At 40.8% G+C, this 17,049-nt stretch carries 15 protein-coding genes; 9 read left to right on the top strand and 6 right to left on the bottom strand.

Annotated elements, in window-relative coordinates; genetic code table 11:
• The first annotated feature begins 291 nt into the window (after positions 1-291).
• The 3 genes from malQ to QM941_RS05450 all read left to right on the top strand — a co-directional run bounded on the left by malQ (position 292) and on the right by QM941_RS05450 (position 4,611).
• Positions 292-1,845: a 4-alpha-glucanotransferase gene (gene malQ, locus QM941_RS05440; RefSeq protein WP_414339544.1), complete on the top strand. Its 1,554-nt coding sequence runs from the start codon at positions 292-294 to the stop codon at positions 1,843-1,845.
• Positions 1,846-1,867: 22 nt separating this feature from the next.
• Positions 1,868-4,126 carry a glycogen/starch/alpha-glucan family phosphorylase gene (gene glgP / locus QM941_RS05445; RefSeq protein ID WP_414339546.1) on the top strand — a complete coding sequence of 753 codons (2,259 nt, stop codon included), beginning with the start codon at positions 1,868-1,870 and terminating at the stop codon, positions 4,124-4,126.
• Between the two features lie 278 nt (positions 4,127-4,404).
• Positions 4,405-4,611, top strand: coding sequence for a hypothetical protein (locus QM941_RS05450; protein ID WP_075227905.1), 207 nt, complete (start codon positions 4,405-4,407; stop codon positions 4,609-4,611).
• 108 nt (positions 4,612-4,719) lie between these two features.
• Here the strand turns inward: QM941_RS05450 and QM941_RS05455 are convergent, their stop codons facing one another.
• Positions 4,720-5,568, bottom strand: coding sequence for a putative RNA methyltransferase (locus tag QM941_RS05455; protein WP_075227904.1), 849 nt, complete (start codon positions 5,566-5,568; stop codon positions 4,720-4,722).
• 150 nt (positions 5,569-5,718) lie between these two features.
• Here QM941_RS05455 and QM941_RS05460 point away from each other — a divergent pair, with 150 nt between their 5' ends.
• The gene (locus QM941_RS05460; RefSeq protein ID WP_000910910.1) at positions 5,719-5,997 is read left to right on the top strand and encodes a DUF6110 family protein; all 279 of its coding nucleotides are present in this window, start codon (positions 5,719-5,721) and stop codon (positions 5,995-5,997) included.
• 1 nt (position 5,998) lies between these two features.
• Entirely contained in the window at positions 5,999-8,062 is a 2,064-nt protein-coding gene (locus QM941_RS05465; RefSeq protein WP_414339549.1) for a heavy metal translocating P-type ATPase, read from the top strand.
• A 77-nt stretch (positions 8,063-8,139) separates the two neighbouring features.
• Here QM941_RS05465 and tyrS read toward each other — a convergent pair whose 3' ends face one another.
• Entirely contained in the window at positions 8,140-9,396 is a 1,257-nt protein-coding gene (tyrS, locus tag QM941_RS05470; RefSeq protein ID WP_414339551.1) for a tyrosine--tRNA ligase, read from the bottom strand.
• A gap of 183 nt (positions 9,397-9,579) precedes the next feature.
• Here tyrS and mutL point away from each other — a divergent pair, with 183 nt between their 5' ends.
• From mutL to QM941_RS05490, 4 genes are all read left to right on the top strand, one after another.
• Entirely contained in the window at positions 9,580-11,529 is a 1,950-nt protein-coding gene (gene mutL / locus QM941_RS05475; RefSeq protein WP_414339552.1) for a DNA mismatch repair endonuclease MutL, read from the top strand.
• A gap of 119 nt (positions 11,530-11,648) precedes the next feature.
• On the top strand, positions 11,649-12,242 hold the full coding sequence (gene ruvA / locus QM941_RS05480; protein WP_414339553.1) for a Holliday junction branch migration protein RuvA: 594 nt from the start codon (positions 11,649-11,651) through the stop codon (positions 12,240-12,242).
• Between the two features lie 9 nt (positions 12,243-12,251).
• Positions 12,252-12,824, top strand: coding sequence for a DNA-3-methyladenine glycosylase I (locus tag QM941_RS05485; protein WP_414339554.1), 573 nt, complete (start codon positions 12,252-12,254; stop codon positions 12,822-12,824).
• Entirely contained in the window at positions 12,814-13,497 is a 684-nt protein-coding gene (locus tag QM941_RS05490) for a lysostaphin resistance A-like protein (protein WP_414339555.1), read from the top strand. Before QM941_RS05485 ends, QM941_RS05490 begins: the two co-directional genes overlap by 11 nt.
• A gap of 42 nt (positions 13,498-13,539) precedes the next feature.
• Here QM941_RS05490 and QM941_RS05495 read toward each other — a convergent pair whose 3' ends face one another.
• From QM941_RS05495 to QM941_RS05510, 4 genes are all read right to left on the bottom strand, one after another.
• On the bottom strand, positions 13,540-14,577 hold the full coding sequence (locus QM941_RS05495) for a S66 family peptidase (protein WP_414339556.1): 1,038 nt from the start codon (positions 14,575-14,577) through the stop codon (positions 13,540-13,542).
• Between the two features lie 151 nt (positions 14,578-14,728).
• The gene (locus tag QM941_RS05500) at positions 14,729-14,992 is read right to left on the bottom strand and encodes a SemiSWEET family transporter (protein ID WP_004250486.1); all 264 of its coding nucleotides are present in this window, start codon (positions 14,990-14,992) and stop codon (positions 14,729-14,731) included.
• Between the two features lie 200 nt (positions 14,993-15,192).
• Positions 15,193-15,867 (bottom strand): DUF1129 domain-containing protein, encoded by a 675-nt coding sequence (locus tag QM941_RS05505; protein WP_016466360.1) that lies wholly within the window; start codon positions 15,865-15,867, stop codon positions 15,193-15,195.
• 12 nt (positions 15,868-15,879) lie between these two features.
• Complete coding sequence (locus QM941_RS05510; protein WP_414312177.1) at positions 15,880-16,824, bottom strand: magnesium transporter CorA family protein; 945 nt, start codon at positions 16,822-16,824, stop codon at positions 15,880-15,882.
• Between the last annotated feature and the right edge of the window lie 225 nt (positions 16,825-17,049).

A 17,049-nucleotide genomic window follows, 5' to 3' on the forward strand; every position in this document is an offset into this window, starting at 1 on the left:
TTTTTTTAGAAAATTTAAAGAAAATTTAAAAAAATTTTAAAAATTACCAACAAGTTGCAATTGCTATATAATAGTAGAAAGTTCACGATTTATAAACTTTATTCTAAAAAGCAAAGAATAGGCAAACGATTGCATCAAAATAAGCCGAATGAAAATCATTTCAAAAATTAAAATATAGGGAATTTCAAAATTTAACCAGAAAAAAGTTGGAAAAAGTTTTTTTACAAACGCTTGCAATTATTTTAGAAATGGGTTATACTTGAGTTGACGCAAACGTTTGCGCATATAAATATGAAACTCTTAACTACAAACACGCGAGGTGCTATTATGAAAAAACGTCAAAGTGGTGTGTTGATGCACATCTCATCACTTCCAGGAGCTTACGGAATCGGATCATTTGGTCAAAGCGCCTATGATTTCGTTGACTTCTTGGTTCGTACAAAGCAACGTTACTGGCAAATCCTTCCTTTAGGAACAACGAGCTACGGAGATTCTCCTTATCAATCCTTCTCAGCCTTTGCTGGGAACACTCATTTTATCGATTTTGATATCTTGGTTGAGCAAGGTTTACTAGATGCTAGTGATCTTGAAGGGATTGACTTTGGTAGCAACCCAACTGAAGTTGACTACGCTAAAATCTACTATGCACGTCGTCCGCTTCTAGAGAAAGCTGTCAAACGTTTCCTTGAAGCCGGAGATGTCAAAGACTTCGAAAAATTTGCTCAAGACAACCAATCATGGCTTGAACTATTTGCAGAGTATATGGCTATCAAGGAGCATTTTGATAATCTTGCTTGGACAGAGTGGCCAGATGCAGATATTCGTGCGCGTAAAGCTTCAACTCTTGAAAGCTACCGTGAGAAATTAGCTGACAAGCTTGTTTACCACCGCGTAACCCAATACCTTTTCTTCCAACAATGGTTGAAATTGAAAGCATACGCTAACGAAAACCACATTGAGATTGTGGGGGATATGCCAATCTATGTAGCGGAAGATTCAAGCGATATGTGGGCAAATCCACATCTCTTTAAAACAGATGAAAACGGGAAAGCAACTTGCATCGCAGGATGCCCACCAGATGAGTTTTCTGCGACTGGTCAGCTTTGGGGTAACCCAATCTATGACTGGGAAGCAATGGATCGTGATGGTTACAAATGGTGGATTGAACGCTTGCGTGAAAGCTTTAAAATCTACGATATCGTGCGTATCGACCACTTCCGTGGATTTGAGTCTTATTGGGAAATCCCAGCTGGTTCTGAAACAGCGGCCCCTGGTAAATGGGTGAAAGGACCTGACTACAAACTCTTTGCAGCGGTTAAAGAAGAACTTGGTGACTTGAACATCATCGCTGAAGACCTTGGTTTCATGACTGATGAAGTCATCGAGCTTCGTGAGCGTACTGGATTCCCAGGAATGAAGGTCCTTCAATTTGCCTTCAATCCAGAAGACGAAAGTATCGACAGCCCACACTTGGCACCAGCTAACTCTGTTATGTACACAGGAACACATGATAACAACACTGTTCTTGGTTGGTACCGTGATGAGATTGATGATCCAACTCGTGAGTACATGGCACGCTACACAAACCGTAAAGAGTACGAAACAGTAGTGCATGCTATGCTTCGTACAGCCTTCGCATCAGTAAGTTTCATGACGATTGCAACTATGCAAGATTTGCTAGAGTTGGATGGTTCAGCTCGTATGAACTTCCCATCTACTCTTGGTGGAAACTGGTCATGGCGTATGACAGAGGAACAATTGACTCCTGCTGTCGAAGAAACTTTGCTTGACTTGACTACAATTTATCGCCGTATCAATGAAAATTTGGTAGAATTAAAGAAATAAGACATTATCAGGAGACATAAAAATGTTACCATTAAAAGAATTTGTACAAAATCGTTACAATAAATCTATCGCAGAATGTAGCAATGAGGAGCTTTACCTTGCTCTTCTTAACTACAGCAAACTTGCAAGCAGCCAAAAACCAGTGAACACTGGTAAGAAAAAAGTTTACTACATCTCAGCTGAGTTCTTGATTGGTAAACTCTTGTCAAACAACTTGATTAACCTTGGTCTTTATGACGAAGTTAAAAAAGAACTTGCTGACGCAGGTAAAGAGTTGATCGAAATCGAAGAAGTAGAATTGGAACCATCACTTGGTAATGGTGGTTTGGGACGTTTGGCAGCCTGCTTTATCGACTCAATCGCTACACTTGGTTTGAACGGTGACGGTGTTGGTTTGAACTACCACTTTGGTCTTTTCCAACAAGTTCTTAAAAACAACCAACAAGAAACAATTCCTAACGCTTGGTTGACTGACCAAAACTGGTTGGTTCGCTCAAGCCGTAGCTACCAAGTACCATTTGCACACTTCACATTAACATCTACTCTTTACGATATCGATGTACCTGGATACAAAACAGCTACTAAAAATCGCTTGCGTTTGTTTGACTTGGATTCAGTTGACTCTTCTATCATCGAAGATGGTATCAACTTTGATAAGACAGACATCGCTCGCAACTTGACTCTTTTCCTTTACCCAGACGATAGCGACAAACAAGGTGAATTGCTCCGTATCTTCCAACAATACTTCATGGTTTCAAACGGTGCTCAATTGATCATCGATGAAGCAATCGAAAAAGGAAGCAACTTGCATGACCTTGCTGACTACGCAGTTGTACAAATCAACGATACGCACCCATCAATGGTGATTCCTGAGTTGATCCGTCTTTTGACTGAACGTGGTCTCGAACTTGATGAAGCAATCTCTATCGTTCGTAGCATGACTGCTTACACAAACCACACAATCCTTGCTGAAGCCCTTGAAAAATGGCCTCTTGAATTCTTGGAAGAAGTGGTTCCTCACTTGGTACCAATCATCAAAGAATTGGACCGTCGTGTTCGTGCTGAATACAAAGATCCAGCTGTTCAAATCATTGATGAAAACGATCGTGTACACATGGCCCACATGGATATCCACTATGGATACAGCGTAAACGGGGTTGCCGCTCTTCACACAGAAATTTTGAAGAACTCTGAGTTGAAACCTTTCTACGATCTTTACCCAGAAAAATTCAACAACAAAACAAACGGTATCACCTTCCGTCGTTGGCTCATGCATGCTAACCCAAGCTTGTCTCACTACTTGGATGAAATCCTTGGCCGCGAATGGCACCATGAAGCTTCTAAATTGGAAGACCTTCTTTCATACGAAGACAAGGCTGCTGTCAAAGAAAAATTGGAAAGCATCAAAGCCCACAACAAACGTAAATTGGCTCGTCACTTGAAAGAACACCAAGGTGTGGAAATCAATACTAACTCTATCTTTGATATCCAAATCAAACGTCTTCACGAGTACAAACGCCAACAAATGAACGCTTTGTATGTTATCCATAAATACCTTGACATCAAGGCTGGTAACATCCCTGCTCGTCCAATCACAGTCTTCTTTGGTGGTAAAGCAGCTCCTGCCTACACAATTGCTCAAGACATCATCCACTTGATCCTTTGCTTGTCAGAAGTGATTGCTAACGACCCAGCAGTTGCACCACACTTACAAGTGGTTATGGTTGAAAACTACAACGTTACTGCAGCAAGCTTCCTTATCCCAGCATGTGATATCTCAGAACAAATCTCACTTGCTTCTAAAGAAGCTTCAGGTACTGGTAACATGAAATTCATGTTGAACGGAGCTTTGACTCTTGGTACTATGGACGGTGCTAACGTGGAAATCGCTGAGTTGGTTGGAGACGAAAACATCTACATCTTTGGTGAAGATTCAGAAACTGTTATCGACCTTTACGCAAAATCAGCTTACAAATCAAGCGAATTCTACGCTCGTAAAGCGATCAAACCATTGGTTGACTTTATCGTGAGTGACGCTGTTCTTGCAGTTGGTAAGATTGAACGCTTGGAACGTCTTTATAACGAATTAATCAACAAAGACTGGTTCATGACTCTTCTTGACTTGGAAGACTACATCAAAGTTAAAGAGCAAATGTTGGCTGACTACGAAGACCGTGACGCATGGTTGGACAAAGTTATCGTTAACATTTCTAAAGCAGGATTCTTCTCATCTGACCGTACAATCGCTCAGTACAACGAAGATATCTGGCACTTGAACTAAGATATATAATTTAATAGTTATTACACTATCTAGCAAAAAAGCGAGTTTCAATTGAAATTCGCTTTTTTGAATGTTATGGATTTGAGGTTGACTGGTCTCAAAAGAAAAAATAATTTGTCAATAATTTCTAGACTTAAAAATCAAACCTAGAGAACACTAAGAAGGCTGGTTGTACTAACTTTAAGCCTAAGGTTCTTCTTAGCTGTTACCTCAAATTTCTTGTATTCGTTTACAAACAGTATTATAATAGTATTGTAGTAAAGAAGGAGGATGTTCTTATGTGGAAAAAATATTTTTCAAAATATAAATGGACTGATTTATTTTGGATTCTTTTTGTAATTTGGTCATGCCTTTATATGGGTAATAGTTCTTCATTTCCACTTACTCATCAAGAAATCTCTTTTCATGGATGTTGTTATGGGGTAGCACTTGCCTTATATCACTTGCTATTTATTGATAAATTTGTCATTTCAAATCGAAAATAAATGGAGAGGTTAAAATTTTTCCACTTTTCGGATAGATACTTGAAAAATCGTGATTTAAACCCGCATCTCAAGAAGAGGTGCGGGCTTTGTAGTATCTCAAAAATATATTTACAGTGCTTTCCCAACCAAAATCTCTGCTTCAATGGTAATCTCTGTCAGTTGGCTCCAGTCAATCTTGCTTTGGTCAACGTGAAAGAGGAGGGGTGTCATGCTGAGTAAAGCTTGTCTTTGCTCTGCTGTAATGGATTTGGTCAGGGAAGCAGTCTGGATAGATTGGATGCTGAAATGTTCCTGGAAATGCTCCTTGATATCTTGATTAGAATAATCCTTGTTTGTCAGCTGGTCCTGTACCCTTTGACGGATTTCCTTGAGGTGATTTTCAGTTGGGATAACCTTTATCAAGATACCGTCTTTGGATAAAACGCGACGAAATTCTCCATAGTTGGCAGGCGAAAAGATATCAAGCAGGATATCCATGCTAGCGTCTTTTATAGGAAGACGAGCCAGGTCACCAACGAACCAATTGACTGCCCAGTTGGGTTCGCTCTTGGCAGCGATTTGAACGGAATCTTTGGAAATATCAAAGGCATAGAAGGTTTTGTCAGGATGACTTTCTTGGAGCTTGCGAGAATAGAAACCTTCGCCACAACCGATATCTAAGATTGTGGTGCTAGTTTCTGAATTTGCTAACAAGTCAGATACAGCATCTAAAATAGCTTGGTAAAAGCCAGCTTCTAGGATTTGTTGGCGATTTTGAAAGTTTTCCTTGTCGTAGTTGGCAGATTGCTTGATTTGAGGTGCCAGATTGACATAGCCGAATTTCGCCAAGTCAAAAGAATGACGGTTGCAGCACTTGAGACTAGTCTCTACCAGAGTCAGATTTTCTCGACAGATAGGGCAGGCAAAGGCAGTCGCAGAAGCAAAACGCTGGAGTTTAGGTTTGAGATTTGTATTCATAGTTTAAGTGTATCAAAAGAGGCAAATGAAAGCAACTTTAGGATGATTTGTAATAGAATTAAATAGTAGTATAATTACTTTTTAAAGTACCAAAATTAAATTGCTTTTATATCTAAATTGCTATATAATAATATCTAGGAGGAAATAAGTATGTTAAAAGAAGTATTAACCGTTGCAAAAGTTGCGAAAAAATCATCACTCTTTTTAGGTGGTGTCGCATTTGGTACCCTTGGTTTGAAAATATTAGCAAGTAAGGAAGCTAAAAAAGGTTATTCTAAAGCTTTGGCTAAGGCTTACAAGTTGAAAGACGGGCTAGATGCATCTGTTTCTGTTGTGAAACAACATGGAGACGATGTCTTGCAAGATGCCAAATATTTGTATGAGCAAGAGAAAAAAGAAGAGCAATTAGATAGCCTTATAGGGGAATAGTATGTCTTTTAAAGTGCTACATAGAGGATACCAACATATCCGACTATCATCTTCTTTTTCACTCACCTTGGATATTCAAGACTATCTTCGTTCCTTGGTGAGAGATGAAAAGGGGATTGAGTCTATCCAGTTTTACATGGATCAACAGCACTTTACTCTACGCATAAAAGAAGGCTTCTCTGTATTAGACAATGCAGAAGCCTTTTTAAAAAGAATTGATAAAGGGAAAGTTTCTGAGTTGATGACTCTTCCCATTCGTAGAGAAGAGAGTGCTTATTCTATTGTTTCAGGTGCAGCGATTAAGCGTATGATTTTTCGTAGTTTTGTGCCGTATCCTATTCGCTATATATGGACTTGTTATCAGGCTTTGGGTTATATTAGAGAAGCCTATCAAACACTAGCGCGTAAGGAACTAACGATGGAGGTCTTGGACTGTTCGGCGATTTTATTGTCCTTGTTTATGAACCAATCCAAGACAGCTAGCAATATCATGTTTATGCTTGATTTGGGGAATCATTTAGATCAGTGGTCCTTGAAAAAAACTGCAACAGATTTAGAACAAAGCCTTCTTGCAAAAGAGAGCGACGTATTCTTAGTACAGGGGGATATGGTCGTTAGTATCAAGAGTTCCGATGTTCAAATAGGAGATGTCTTGGTCCTATCTCAAGGAAATGAAATTCTGTTTGATGGACAAGTAGTTTCAGGTTTAGGTATGGTCAACGAAAGTTCCTTGACGGGAGAGAGTTTTCCAGTTGAAAAAAGAGAGTCTGATTTGGTTTGTGCAAATACAGTATTAGAAACTGGAGAGTTACGCATTCGTGTAACCGATAATCAGATGAACAGCCGGATTTTACAACTGATTGAGTTGATGAAGAAATCTGAAGAAAACAAGAAAACGAAACAACGCTATTTCATCAAAATGGCGGACAAGGTCGTCAAATATAATTTCTTGGGGGCTGGTCTGACTTACCTATTAACAGGTTCTTTTTCTAAGGCTATTTCTTTCCTATTGGTCGATTTCTCCTGCGCTTTGAAAATCTCTACTCCTGTAGCTTATTTGACAGCTATCAAGGAGGGGTTGAATCGTGAAATGGTGATTAAGGATGGAGATGTTCTGGAGAAATATCTGGAAGTTGATACTTTCTTGTTTGATAAGACGGGAACAATCACAACTAGTTATCCTATAGTTGAAAAGGTGTTACCTTTTGGGGACTATAGTGAGGAGGATATTCTCAGAATCAGTGCCTGTCTTGAGGAACACATTTATCATCCTATTGCTAATGCCATCGTCAAGCAAGCTGAGATGGAGGGGATTGAACATGAGGAAATGCATGGGAAACTCCAATATATCGCAAGCAAGGGAATCAAATCTCATATAGATGAGCAACCAGTTCTTATTGGAAATTATGTCTTGATGCAGGATGAGCAAATTCATATCAGTTCAGAACAAAATGCTTTAATTGAAGAGTACAAGAGTCACTACAATCTCTTATTCTTGGCTTATCAGAATGAATTGATTGGAATGTTCTGCATTCATACTCCTTTGAGAAAAGAAGCAAAAGCAGCCTTGGAGAAACTTAAGGCGCAAGGGAAAAAATTGATTCTGGCAACAGGGGACACCTTGGTTAGAACAGAGGAATTAGTCAAAGATTTGCCCTTTGATCAGGTCTATACAGACTTGAAACCTGATGGGAAATTTGAGTTAGTAGAGGAACTGCAGAAAGCAGGTCACACTATTTTGATGGTTGGGGATGGGTTGAACGACTCAGCGGCTCTAACCCAATCAGATATCGGTGTGGTGATGAATGAGAGTGCAGATATTTCTAAGCAGATGAGTGATATCTTATTGTTAGATAATCGCTTGGATTTCTTCCAAGAGTTGGATTGGCTATCATCATCTTTGCAAACACTCATCAAGAAGAATATTCAAGATACCGTTGTCGTAAATAGTAGTTTGATTGGCTTTGGCTTGTTTAATTGGCTCAGTCCTTCAAACCTCTCTATCTTACATAATCTAACAACCTTGCGCATTGTACTGCGTAGCCTGTCTATTAAAAATAGATAGATGAGAGTTATTAACAGCAAAAAGGAGTTACCTTTCTCGAGGGTAACTCCTTTATTTATAGGTAAATGTTGAACAATTTAGTAAGTCAATACAAAGTATTTTTTCTTACCACGACGGATAACAGTCAGTTCGTTTTCTAACTTATCTGCGTCACTCAAGACATAGTCAAGGTCTTGGATGCGGTCACCGTTGACGTAGATGGCTCCGTTTTGGACGTCTTCACGGGCTTGGCGTTTTGAGTTAACTACACCAGATGAGACGAGCAGTTCCACGATATTGTGGTTTTCGTCTGTTTGAACTTGGTAGTTTGGCACTCCACGAAGTCCTTGTTTGAGCTCTTTGACAGAAAGGTTCTTGATGTTTCCTGCAAAGAGTTGCTCAGTGATGTTAAGAGCTTCTTTGTAGGCTTCTTCTCCATGTACAAGTGTTACGACTTCACGAGCGAGGACTTTTTGAGCCAAGCGTTCGTGTGGAGCTGCTTCAAATTGTTTGCGGATGTCTTCAATCTCATCAAGTGACAAGAAAGTAAAGATTTTCAAGAAGCGAACAGCGTCAGCGTCCATAACATTCATCCAGAATTGGTACATTTCGTATGGAGAAGTCTTTTCAGGGTTGAGCCAAACAGCGTTCCCTTCAGATTTACCAAATTTCTTACCAGTTGCGTCTGTGATGAGTGGAACAGTGATTACGTGACCAGTCTTGTCAGCCTTACGACGAAGCAATTCTGTACCAGCTGTCATATTTCCCCATTGGTCAGAACCACCGATTTGGAGGGTTACATTGTGCTCTTGGTTAAGGACAAAAAAGTCGTACCCTTGCATGATTTGGTAGGCAAACTCAGTGTAAGAAATCCCTGTTTCAATCCGTTTTTTAACAGACTCCTTGCTCATCATGTAGTTGACAGTGAAGTATTTTCCGATATCACGGAGGAAGTCAATGAAGCTGATGCTGCCAAACCAGTCGTAGTTGTTGACCATGACAGCTTTATTTTCACCATTTTCAAAATCAAGAAAGCGAGAAAGTTGTCCTTGGATAGACTTGACCCAGCCATCCACTGTGTCTTTTGTTTGGAGACTACGTTCAGCATCTTTGAAGGACGGATCTCCGATGAGACCTGTAGCACCGCCAACGAGCGCATAAGGTTTGTGACCTGCTAACTGCAAGCGACGACTTGTCAAGATTGCGACAAGGTGACCTAGGTGAAGGCTGTCAGCAGTTGGATCGTAGCCAGTATAATAAGAAACTTGACCTTCTTCTAGGGCTTTACGCAAAGCTTCTTCGTCAGTCGTTTGAAAAATCAAACCACGCTCTTTTAGCTCATCAAAAATGTGCATGTGTCTTTTCTCCTTTTTAAAATATTGTTTCTACCTATTGTACCACAAAGTCAGGAAATAGCCTAGTATCTTAGGGGAGAAAGTTGCTGCTTGGACTTTTTTGGAAACGAGTGAAATATGGTATAATAGCACTAGCTTATTTTCAGAGAAATAGATAAAAACAGTTGAGAAAGGGGCTGAAAAATGTCTCATATAATTGAATTGCCAGAAGTCTTGGCCAATCAAATCGCGGCAGGAGAAGTTATCGAGCGCCCTGCTAGTGTAGTCAAGGAGCTAGTTGAAAACGCCATTGATGCTGGCTCTAGCCAGATTATCGTTGAAATCGAGGAAGCTGGGCTTAAGAAGATCCAAATCACAGATAATGGTCACGGGATTGCCCACGATGAAGTCGAGTTGGCTCTCCGTCGTCATGCGACCAGTAAGATTAAGAACCAAGCGGATCTCTTTCGGATTCGGACCCTCGGTTTTCGTGGTGAAGCCCTGCCCTCTATCGCATCTGTCAGTGTTTTGACTCTGTTGACAGCGGTGGATGGTGCCAGTCACGGGACCAAGCTAGTGGCTCGTGGGGGAGAAGTTGAGGAAATCATTCCAGCGACCAGTCCTGTTGGGACTAAGGTTTGTGTGGAAGACCTCTTTTTCAATACACCGGCTCGTCTCAAGTATATGAAGAGCCAGCAGGCAGAGTTATCTCATATCATTGATATTGTCAATCGTCTGGGGCTAGCCCATCCTGAGATTTCCTTTAGCCTGATTAGTGATGGCAAGGAAATGACTCGAACAGCTGGTACGGGTCAACTGCGTCAAGCCATTGCTGGGATTTATGGTTTAGCCAGTGCTAAAAAGATGGTTGAAATTGAGAATGCTGACCTAGATTTTGAAATTTCTGGTTTTGTCTCATTGCCGGAATTGACGCGGGCTAATCGTAACTATATCAGCCTTTTTATCAATGGTCGTTATATCAAAAACTTCCTGCTCAATCGTGCTATTTTAGATGGATACGGTAGCAAACTCATGGTGGGGCGTTTTCCACTGGCTGTGATTCACATCCATATCGACCCTTATCTAGCAGATGTCAATGTGCACCCGACCAAGCAAGAGGTGCGGATTTCCAAGGAAAGAGAACTAATGGCGCTGGTTTCAGAAGCTATTGCAAAGAGTCTCAAGGACCAGACCTTGATTCCAGATGCCTTGGAAAATCTGGCTAAATCTACGGTTCGCAATCGTGAAAAAGTAGAGCAAACCATTCTCCCACTTAAAGAAAATAATCTTTACTACGAGCAAACGGAGCTGACAAGACCGACACAAGCTGAGGTGGCAGACCATCAGGTGAACCTGAATGAAGAGAAACAGGATTTGAATCTGTTTGCCAAGGAAACCTTGGACCAGATGACCAAGCCAGCTAAACTGCATTTTGCAGAGAGAAAGCCTGCTAGCTATGACCAACTGGACCATCCAGAGTTAGACCTGGCTAGTCTTGATAAGGCTTATGATAAGTTGGAGCGGGAAGAATCTTCAAGCTTCCCAGAGTTGGAATTTTTCGGTCAGATGCATGGAACCTATCTCTTTGCCCAAGGTCGAGATGGGCTCTACATCATAGATCAGCACGCGGCTCAGGAACGGGTTAAGTATGAGGAGTACCGTGAGAGCATTGGCAATGTTGACCAGAGTCAGCAGCAACTCCTAGTGCCCTATATCTTTGAATTTCCTGCGGATGATGCCCTTCGTCTCAAGGAAAGAATGTCTCTTTTAGAGGAAGTTGGTGTCTTTCTAGCAGAGTACGGGGAGAATCAATTTATCTTGCGCGAACATCCCATTTGGATGGCAGAGGAGGAAATCGAGTCAGGTATCTATGAGATGTGTGATATGCTTCTCTTGACCAAGGAAGTTTCGATCAAGAAATACCGAGCAGAGTTGGCCATTATGATGTCTTGCAAGCGGTCTATCAAGGCCAACCACCGTATCGATGACCACTCAGCGCGACAGCTTCTCTATCAGCTTTCCCAATGTGACAACCCCTACAACTGTCCACACGGACGCCCTGTTTTGGTCCACTTTACCAAGTCGGACATGGAAAAGATGTTCCGTCGCATTCAGGAAAATCATACTAGCCTCCGAGAGCTAGGAAAATACTAATACTCTTCGGAAATCTCTCTAAACTGCGACAGCCTTACCTTGCCTAACTCAAGTTATGCCTAAGGTTAGCTTCCTAGTTTAGATTTGATTTTCATTGAGTATAAATTGAAGGGAAAATTATGTACGAATATCTAAAGGGTATTATTACCAAAATTACTGCTAAATACATCGTCCTAGAAGCTAACGGTATCGGCTACATTCTGCATGTAGCTAACCCTTATGCCTACTCAGGGCAAGTCAACCAAGAAGCACAAATCTATGTGCATCAAGTTGTTCGTGAAGATGCTCATCTACTTTACGGTTTCCGTTCAGAAGACGAGAAAAATCTCTTTCTCAGCTTGATTTCTGTGTCAGGTATTGGTCCTGTTTCCGCTCTTGCCATCATCGCAGCTGATGACAATGCAGGCCTCGTTCAAGCCATTGAGACTAAGAACATTACCTACTTGACCAAGTTCCCTAAAATCGGTAAGAAAACAGCCCAACAGATGGTATTGGATCTAGAAGGTAAGGTGGTTGTGGCAGGAGACGATCTCCCTGCTAAAACTGCGGCTCCATCTAGCAGTGACAACCAAGAACTGGAAGAAGCTATGGAAGCCATGTTGGCACTGGGCTACAAGACAACAGAGCTCAAGAAAATTAAGAAATTCTTTGAAGGTACGACCGATACAGCAGAGAACTATATCAAGTCTGCTCTTAAGATGTTGGTGAAATAGGAGAAGGCTATGCCAAAACGCTGTGGCTGGGTTAAAATGAACAACCCTCTCTATGTGGCCTACCATGATGAGGAGTGGGGACGGCCCCTACATGACGACCGAGCGCTTTTTGAGTTGCTTTGCATGGAAAGCTATCAGGCTGGTCTTTCTTGGGAAACGGTACTCAATAAACGCCAAGCCTTTCGGGAAGCTTTTCATGACTATCAAGTTCAAGATGTTGCGGACATGACTGATGAAGAATTGGAAGCTTTAATGGACAATGTAGCGATCATCCGAAATCGTGCTAAGATATTTGCGACGCGTACCAACTCTCAAGTATTTCTACAAGTGCAGGCAGAATTCGGAACTTTTGATGCTTATCTTTGGTCTTTTGTAGATGGGAAAACCATGGTCAATGATGTCCCGGACTACAGTCAAGCACCAGCTAAGACGACCTTATCTGAGACATTATCCAAGGATCTCAAACAACGAGGCTTCAAATTTACTGGGCCAGTCGCTGTCTTGTCCTTTTTACAGGCGGCAGGATTAGTTGACGACCATGAGAATGATTGTGAATGGAAAGGAAAATTAAATGATGTCTAACAAATATAAGGGAATTCTGATTTTTTCGATTCTCTATACAGTTCTTTTTGTGTTTGATGGTGATAAATTGCTGGCTTCTGTGATGCCATCTGCCATTGCGAATTATCTAGAATATCTAGTCTATGTAGTATTAGCTCTATATGGCTCTTTCTTGTTCAAGGATAAATTAATCCAACAATGGAATGAGATTAGAAAAACTAAGAGAAAATTCTTCTTTGGCGTTTTAAAAGGCTGCCTCTTTCTCATTCTGATGACTGTTGTCTTTGGCTCTATATCAGAAATGTTGAGGCAGTTTTTGGGACTGGACGGACAAGGTCTAAACCAGTCTAATATTGAAAGCACCTTTCAAGAACAACCATTACTGATTGCAGTTTTCGCCTGTATCATTGGACCTCTGGTAGAAGAATTATTTTTCCGTCAAACTCTATTGAGATATTTGAGAAAAAGTCTGCCAACTTGGTTGAGTATCTTTATAGTCGGACTTGCATTTGCGCTTACTCATATGCACAGTTTGGATTTATCCGAGTGGATCAGTGCAGTCGGTTACCTAGGTGGGGGCCTTGCCTTTTCTATTATTTATGTGAAAGAAAAGGAGAATATTTACTATCCCCTACTTGTTCACATGTTAGGGAACAGCCTCAACTTTATCATTTTAGTTATCAGTAGTATGTGACATTTTAGTAGTTATACAAGAGAAAAAGCTGAGAAACTTATCTCAGCTTTTTTTGTTATAGTCAAAGCGAATGACTTGCTCCGTTGCATCTACATGGGCGTGGACTCCGAAGGGGACAATAGCTCTTGGAGTTGCGTGACCAACATTCAAATTATAGACAATTGGGATATTGCTATCAATGATATCCAATAGTGCCTCCTTATAGTCGTCATAGAAGGTTTCATCCATAGGTTTCCCGACCAAGAGTCCACTGATGACATCAAATATCCTAGTTTCTTTTAAAGTTTGCAACATTTTTTTGAAATCATCAGGTTCAGGCTTTTCTTCGCTTGTTTCTAGCAAGAGAATCTTTCCTTCCCAGTCTGACAAGTCAGGGAAAAGTTTGTATTTTTGGCAGAGCTCCGTGCTGTCTGCGTATCGAGAGTTGTCAAAGATATCGTAGAGAGATTCGAGGCAACCACCGAGGATTTCTCCCTCGAACTGGGCATTTCCTTGTAACAAGTCAAAACCAGTATTTGTATGATTGATACGAGGTGTTCCTAGAGCTTTGGGACTGAAGTCAGTTCTTTCCTCATACCAAACGTCACTAGGGCGGATTTCTGAGATTCTTCCCGTCTCAATCAATTCTTTAAAGTAGTGAAGGCTATAGGCTAACATTTCTTTGTCTAATTCACAAATGTCTGCTAAAAAGGATTGACCATAAAAAGTTTTAACACCTAGTTTATGCAACATGAGATGGTTCATGGTTGTATCCGAGAAACCAAGAAAAATCTTTTGTTTGATAACTTTTTCTAGTTGGTCATTTTCAAAAAGGTAGGGCAACAAACGATAGGTATCATCTCCACCGATGGCGCATAGGATCATGTCGATACTATCATCAGAAAAGGCTTGCATCAAATCCTCCGCACGCGCTTCAGGATGGTCCTTGATAAAGTCTAAGCCTTTTAACGAATGGGGCAAAAAGATAGGATTAAGTCCCAGATCCTTGAGACGTTGGACACCCAAGTCCACTTCGTGTTTGACAAAGTCTTCTCCGATAATGCCACTAGACAAACTAACAATACCAATAGTAGAAACCATATCTCATCCTCCTAGAAATAGATTGATGCTATTGTATCACAAAAGAAGAGGGGAAACAACAAGAATTAGAATCAGAAAAAGGCTTTTAGATCACGAAAGTAAGCAAAAAAGCAACCGCTCGATGTGGTTGCTTTTTATAGTAGTTGCATTCTTATAGAGCAGTAAGGAAGGTCAGTCCGCCAAGGATAACCCCAGCCGAGTTTGGAATGATTAGAATCCAGTCTTTCTTAGGCTCTTTTGTCCATCCATAAATGACCCAGATTAAGCAAGAAACAGCTGCTGATAAAGGTTGGAATGGTTGAGCTTTATTTCCTTGTAAATTGGCAAAAATTTGGGGGATGTAGGCTATAAATACAATAATTCCGATAAAGGCACCAATTGAACCAACAATTTGATTAATTCTCTGTTTAGTCATATATACTTCTCCTTATTACTTTATTAGTATAACAGAAAAACAACTTGGATTCAAGGACAAAACCTCGGGATTCTAAGGGAAGCCTTTACATTAGAACGTTTTTAGAAAATGTAGCTACTTTTCTTTGGAGAATAAAAAAAAGCTTTGGAGCCATAATAAAAGTAGTCTGTCTGTAAAACACACTACTTTTATTGTTTATCTTAATATCTAGCAGGTCCAGCACTTGCACTCTTGATGTTGAAACGTTTTTTGAGGTAGAAACGTAGGGCAAGGAGAGCTCCTCCAATCACCAATAAAACAAGAGGTGGTAAGCTGATGTTGATGGCTTGTGGAAGGAAGTTACTCAAGAAGAGGATGAGAACCCAGGCAAACATGGTTGCTAACATGACCAAAAGTGATTTCCAGAATGGTGGGCGTTGGCTACGGTCAGTATCTGGTCCGTAGTAGCGGTAGATGAAGTGGTAGAGCAGGTAAAAGGCAACTCCACCAAAGGCCCCTACACTGATAAGTGTTACCAATCCGTAAGCTACGGGTTGGTTTGAGAAGAAGCTCATCAAGGCGCTAACTACTGCAAATAATCCTGTGATGAAAAGGGCTGAATCCAACATCATCAATTTTGGATCGTCGTTTTCTTTTGGATGTTCTTTTTCGTATTGCTCTTTTTCGCTGAAACTATGAGCCCAGTGAGTTGGTGCTCCGTAGATAGAACGAGCTGTCACTCCTTTTGGTTGCTCCTCAAGGATATGAGGAATGACTTCTTCAAGGATAGCCTTGATTTCGGCATCGGTTTTCCCGTCCTTGAGAAATTGCTGGGTTGCAATATGGATAAATTCCTGGTTTTTCTTTGTTAATTCTTTTAAATCAATCTGTGACATAATAACTCCTGTTTAGAACCATTTTTTATGGATGAGGTAAAGAGTGAGGGAAACACTCATAGCAAAGGCGATAAAGACGATGAGCCAGAAAGCGTGCGGTTCTCCGTTTAAAGGAATTTCATTATCCTTAAAGTTCATTCCGTAAGCTGAGAAAATCATAGTCGGGATAGACATAACGATGGTCACGAGGGCCAAGGTTTTCATGATATTGTTCTGGTTGTTTGAAATGATAGAGGCAAAGGTCTCTGTCATAGAGTGAAGGACGTTTCCATAGATATCCGCCATCTCGATGGCCTGTTGCGTTTCAATCAAGGTGTCTTCAAGTAAGTCTTCGTCTTCAAGGTATTTCTTAATATTGCTAGTTGCGCTAGTCAGTTTTTTAATCACGCGCTCGTTTGTCTTAAGAGAGGCCTTGAAGTAGACGATGGTCTTTTCCAACTCCATGAGTTCAATCAATTCTTCATTTCGAGTAGACTTGTGAAGTTGGGTTTCGATTTGCTCACTCTTACGTTCAATTGAACGAAGGGCTGTCAGATAAATTTCAGCGTTGCGGTAGAGGATTTGAAAGATAAAGCGCGAACGCATGAAGGTATAGAAATTCCGAAGTCTCCGATTGATAAAGACATCTAGAAGTGGGAGAGGTTCCAAGCAAGTAGTAATAATAGCCTCCTCTGTGATGATAATCCCCAAGGGAATGGTCACATAGTAGGTGCGGTTATTTCTCTCCTCAGTAATGGGAACGTCTACGATGATCAGAGTGTATTCATCTTCAATGGTAATACGAGACATTTCTTCCGCATCGAGTGGTGCACGGAGGTCAGCGATATCAATATCAAAGGCAGAAGCGATTTCCATTGATTCGCTTTGTGAAGGATTGACGAGATTGATCCAAGTGCCCGGCTGGAGCGTATCAATCTCTTTAAATTCAGTTGTTGTTGAGAGAAAGACTTGTTTCATATCTCCGATCCTTTCCTAATCTATTCTGTGTTAATACTCTTCGAAAATCAAATTCAAACCGCGTCAACGTCGCCTTGCCGTACTCAAGTACAGCCTGCAGCTAGTTTCCTAGTTTGCTCTTTGATTTTCATTGAGTATAAAGTGATTTTTGACACCGTACTATTATACTACAAATTCGGCTTTTTTGGTAATAGAATTTCACTTTTTTTGGTATAATGGAAAGCA

Origin of the sequence: Streptococcus timonensis, assembly GCF_047460355.1 — a bacterium.
Lineage (GTDB): Bacteria > Bacillota > Bacilli > Lactobacillales > Streptococcaceae > Streptococcus > Streptococcus timonensis_A.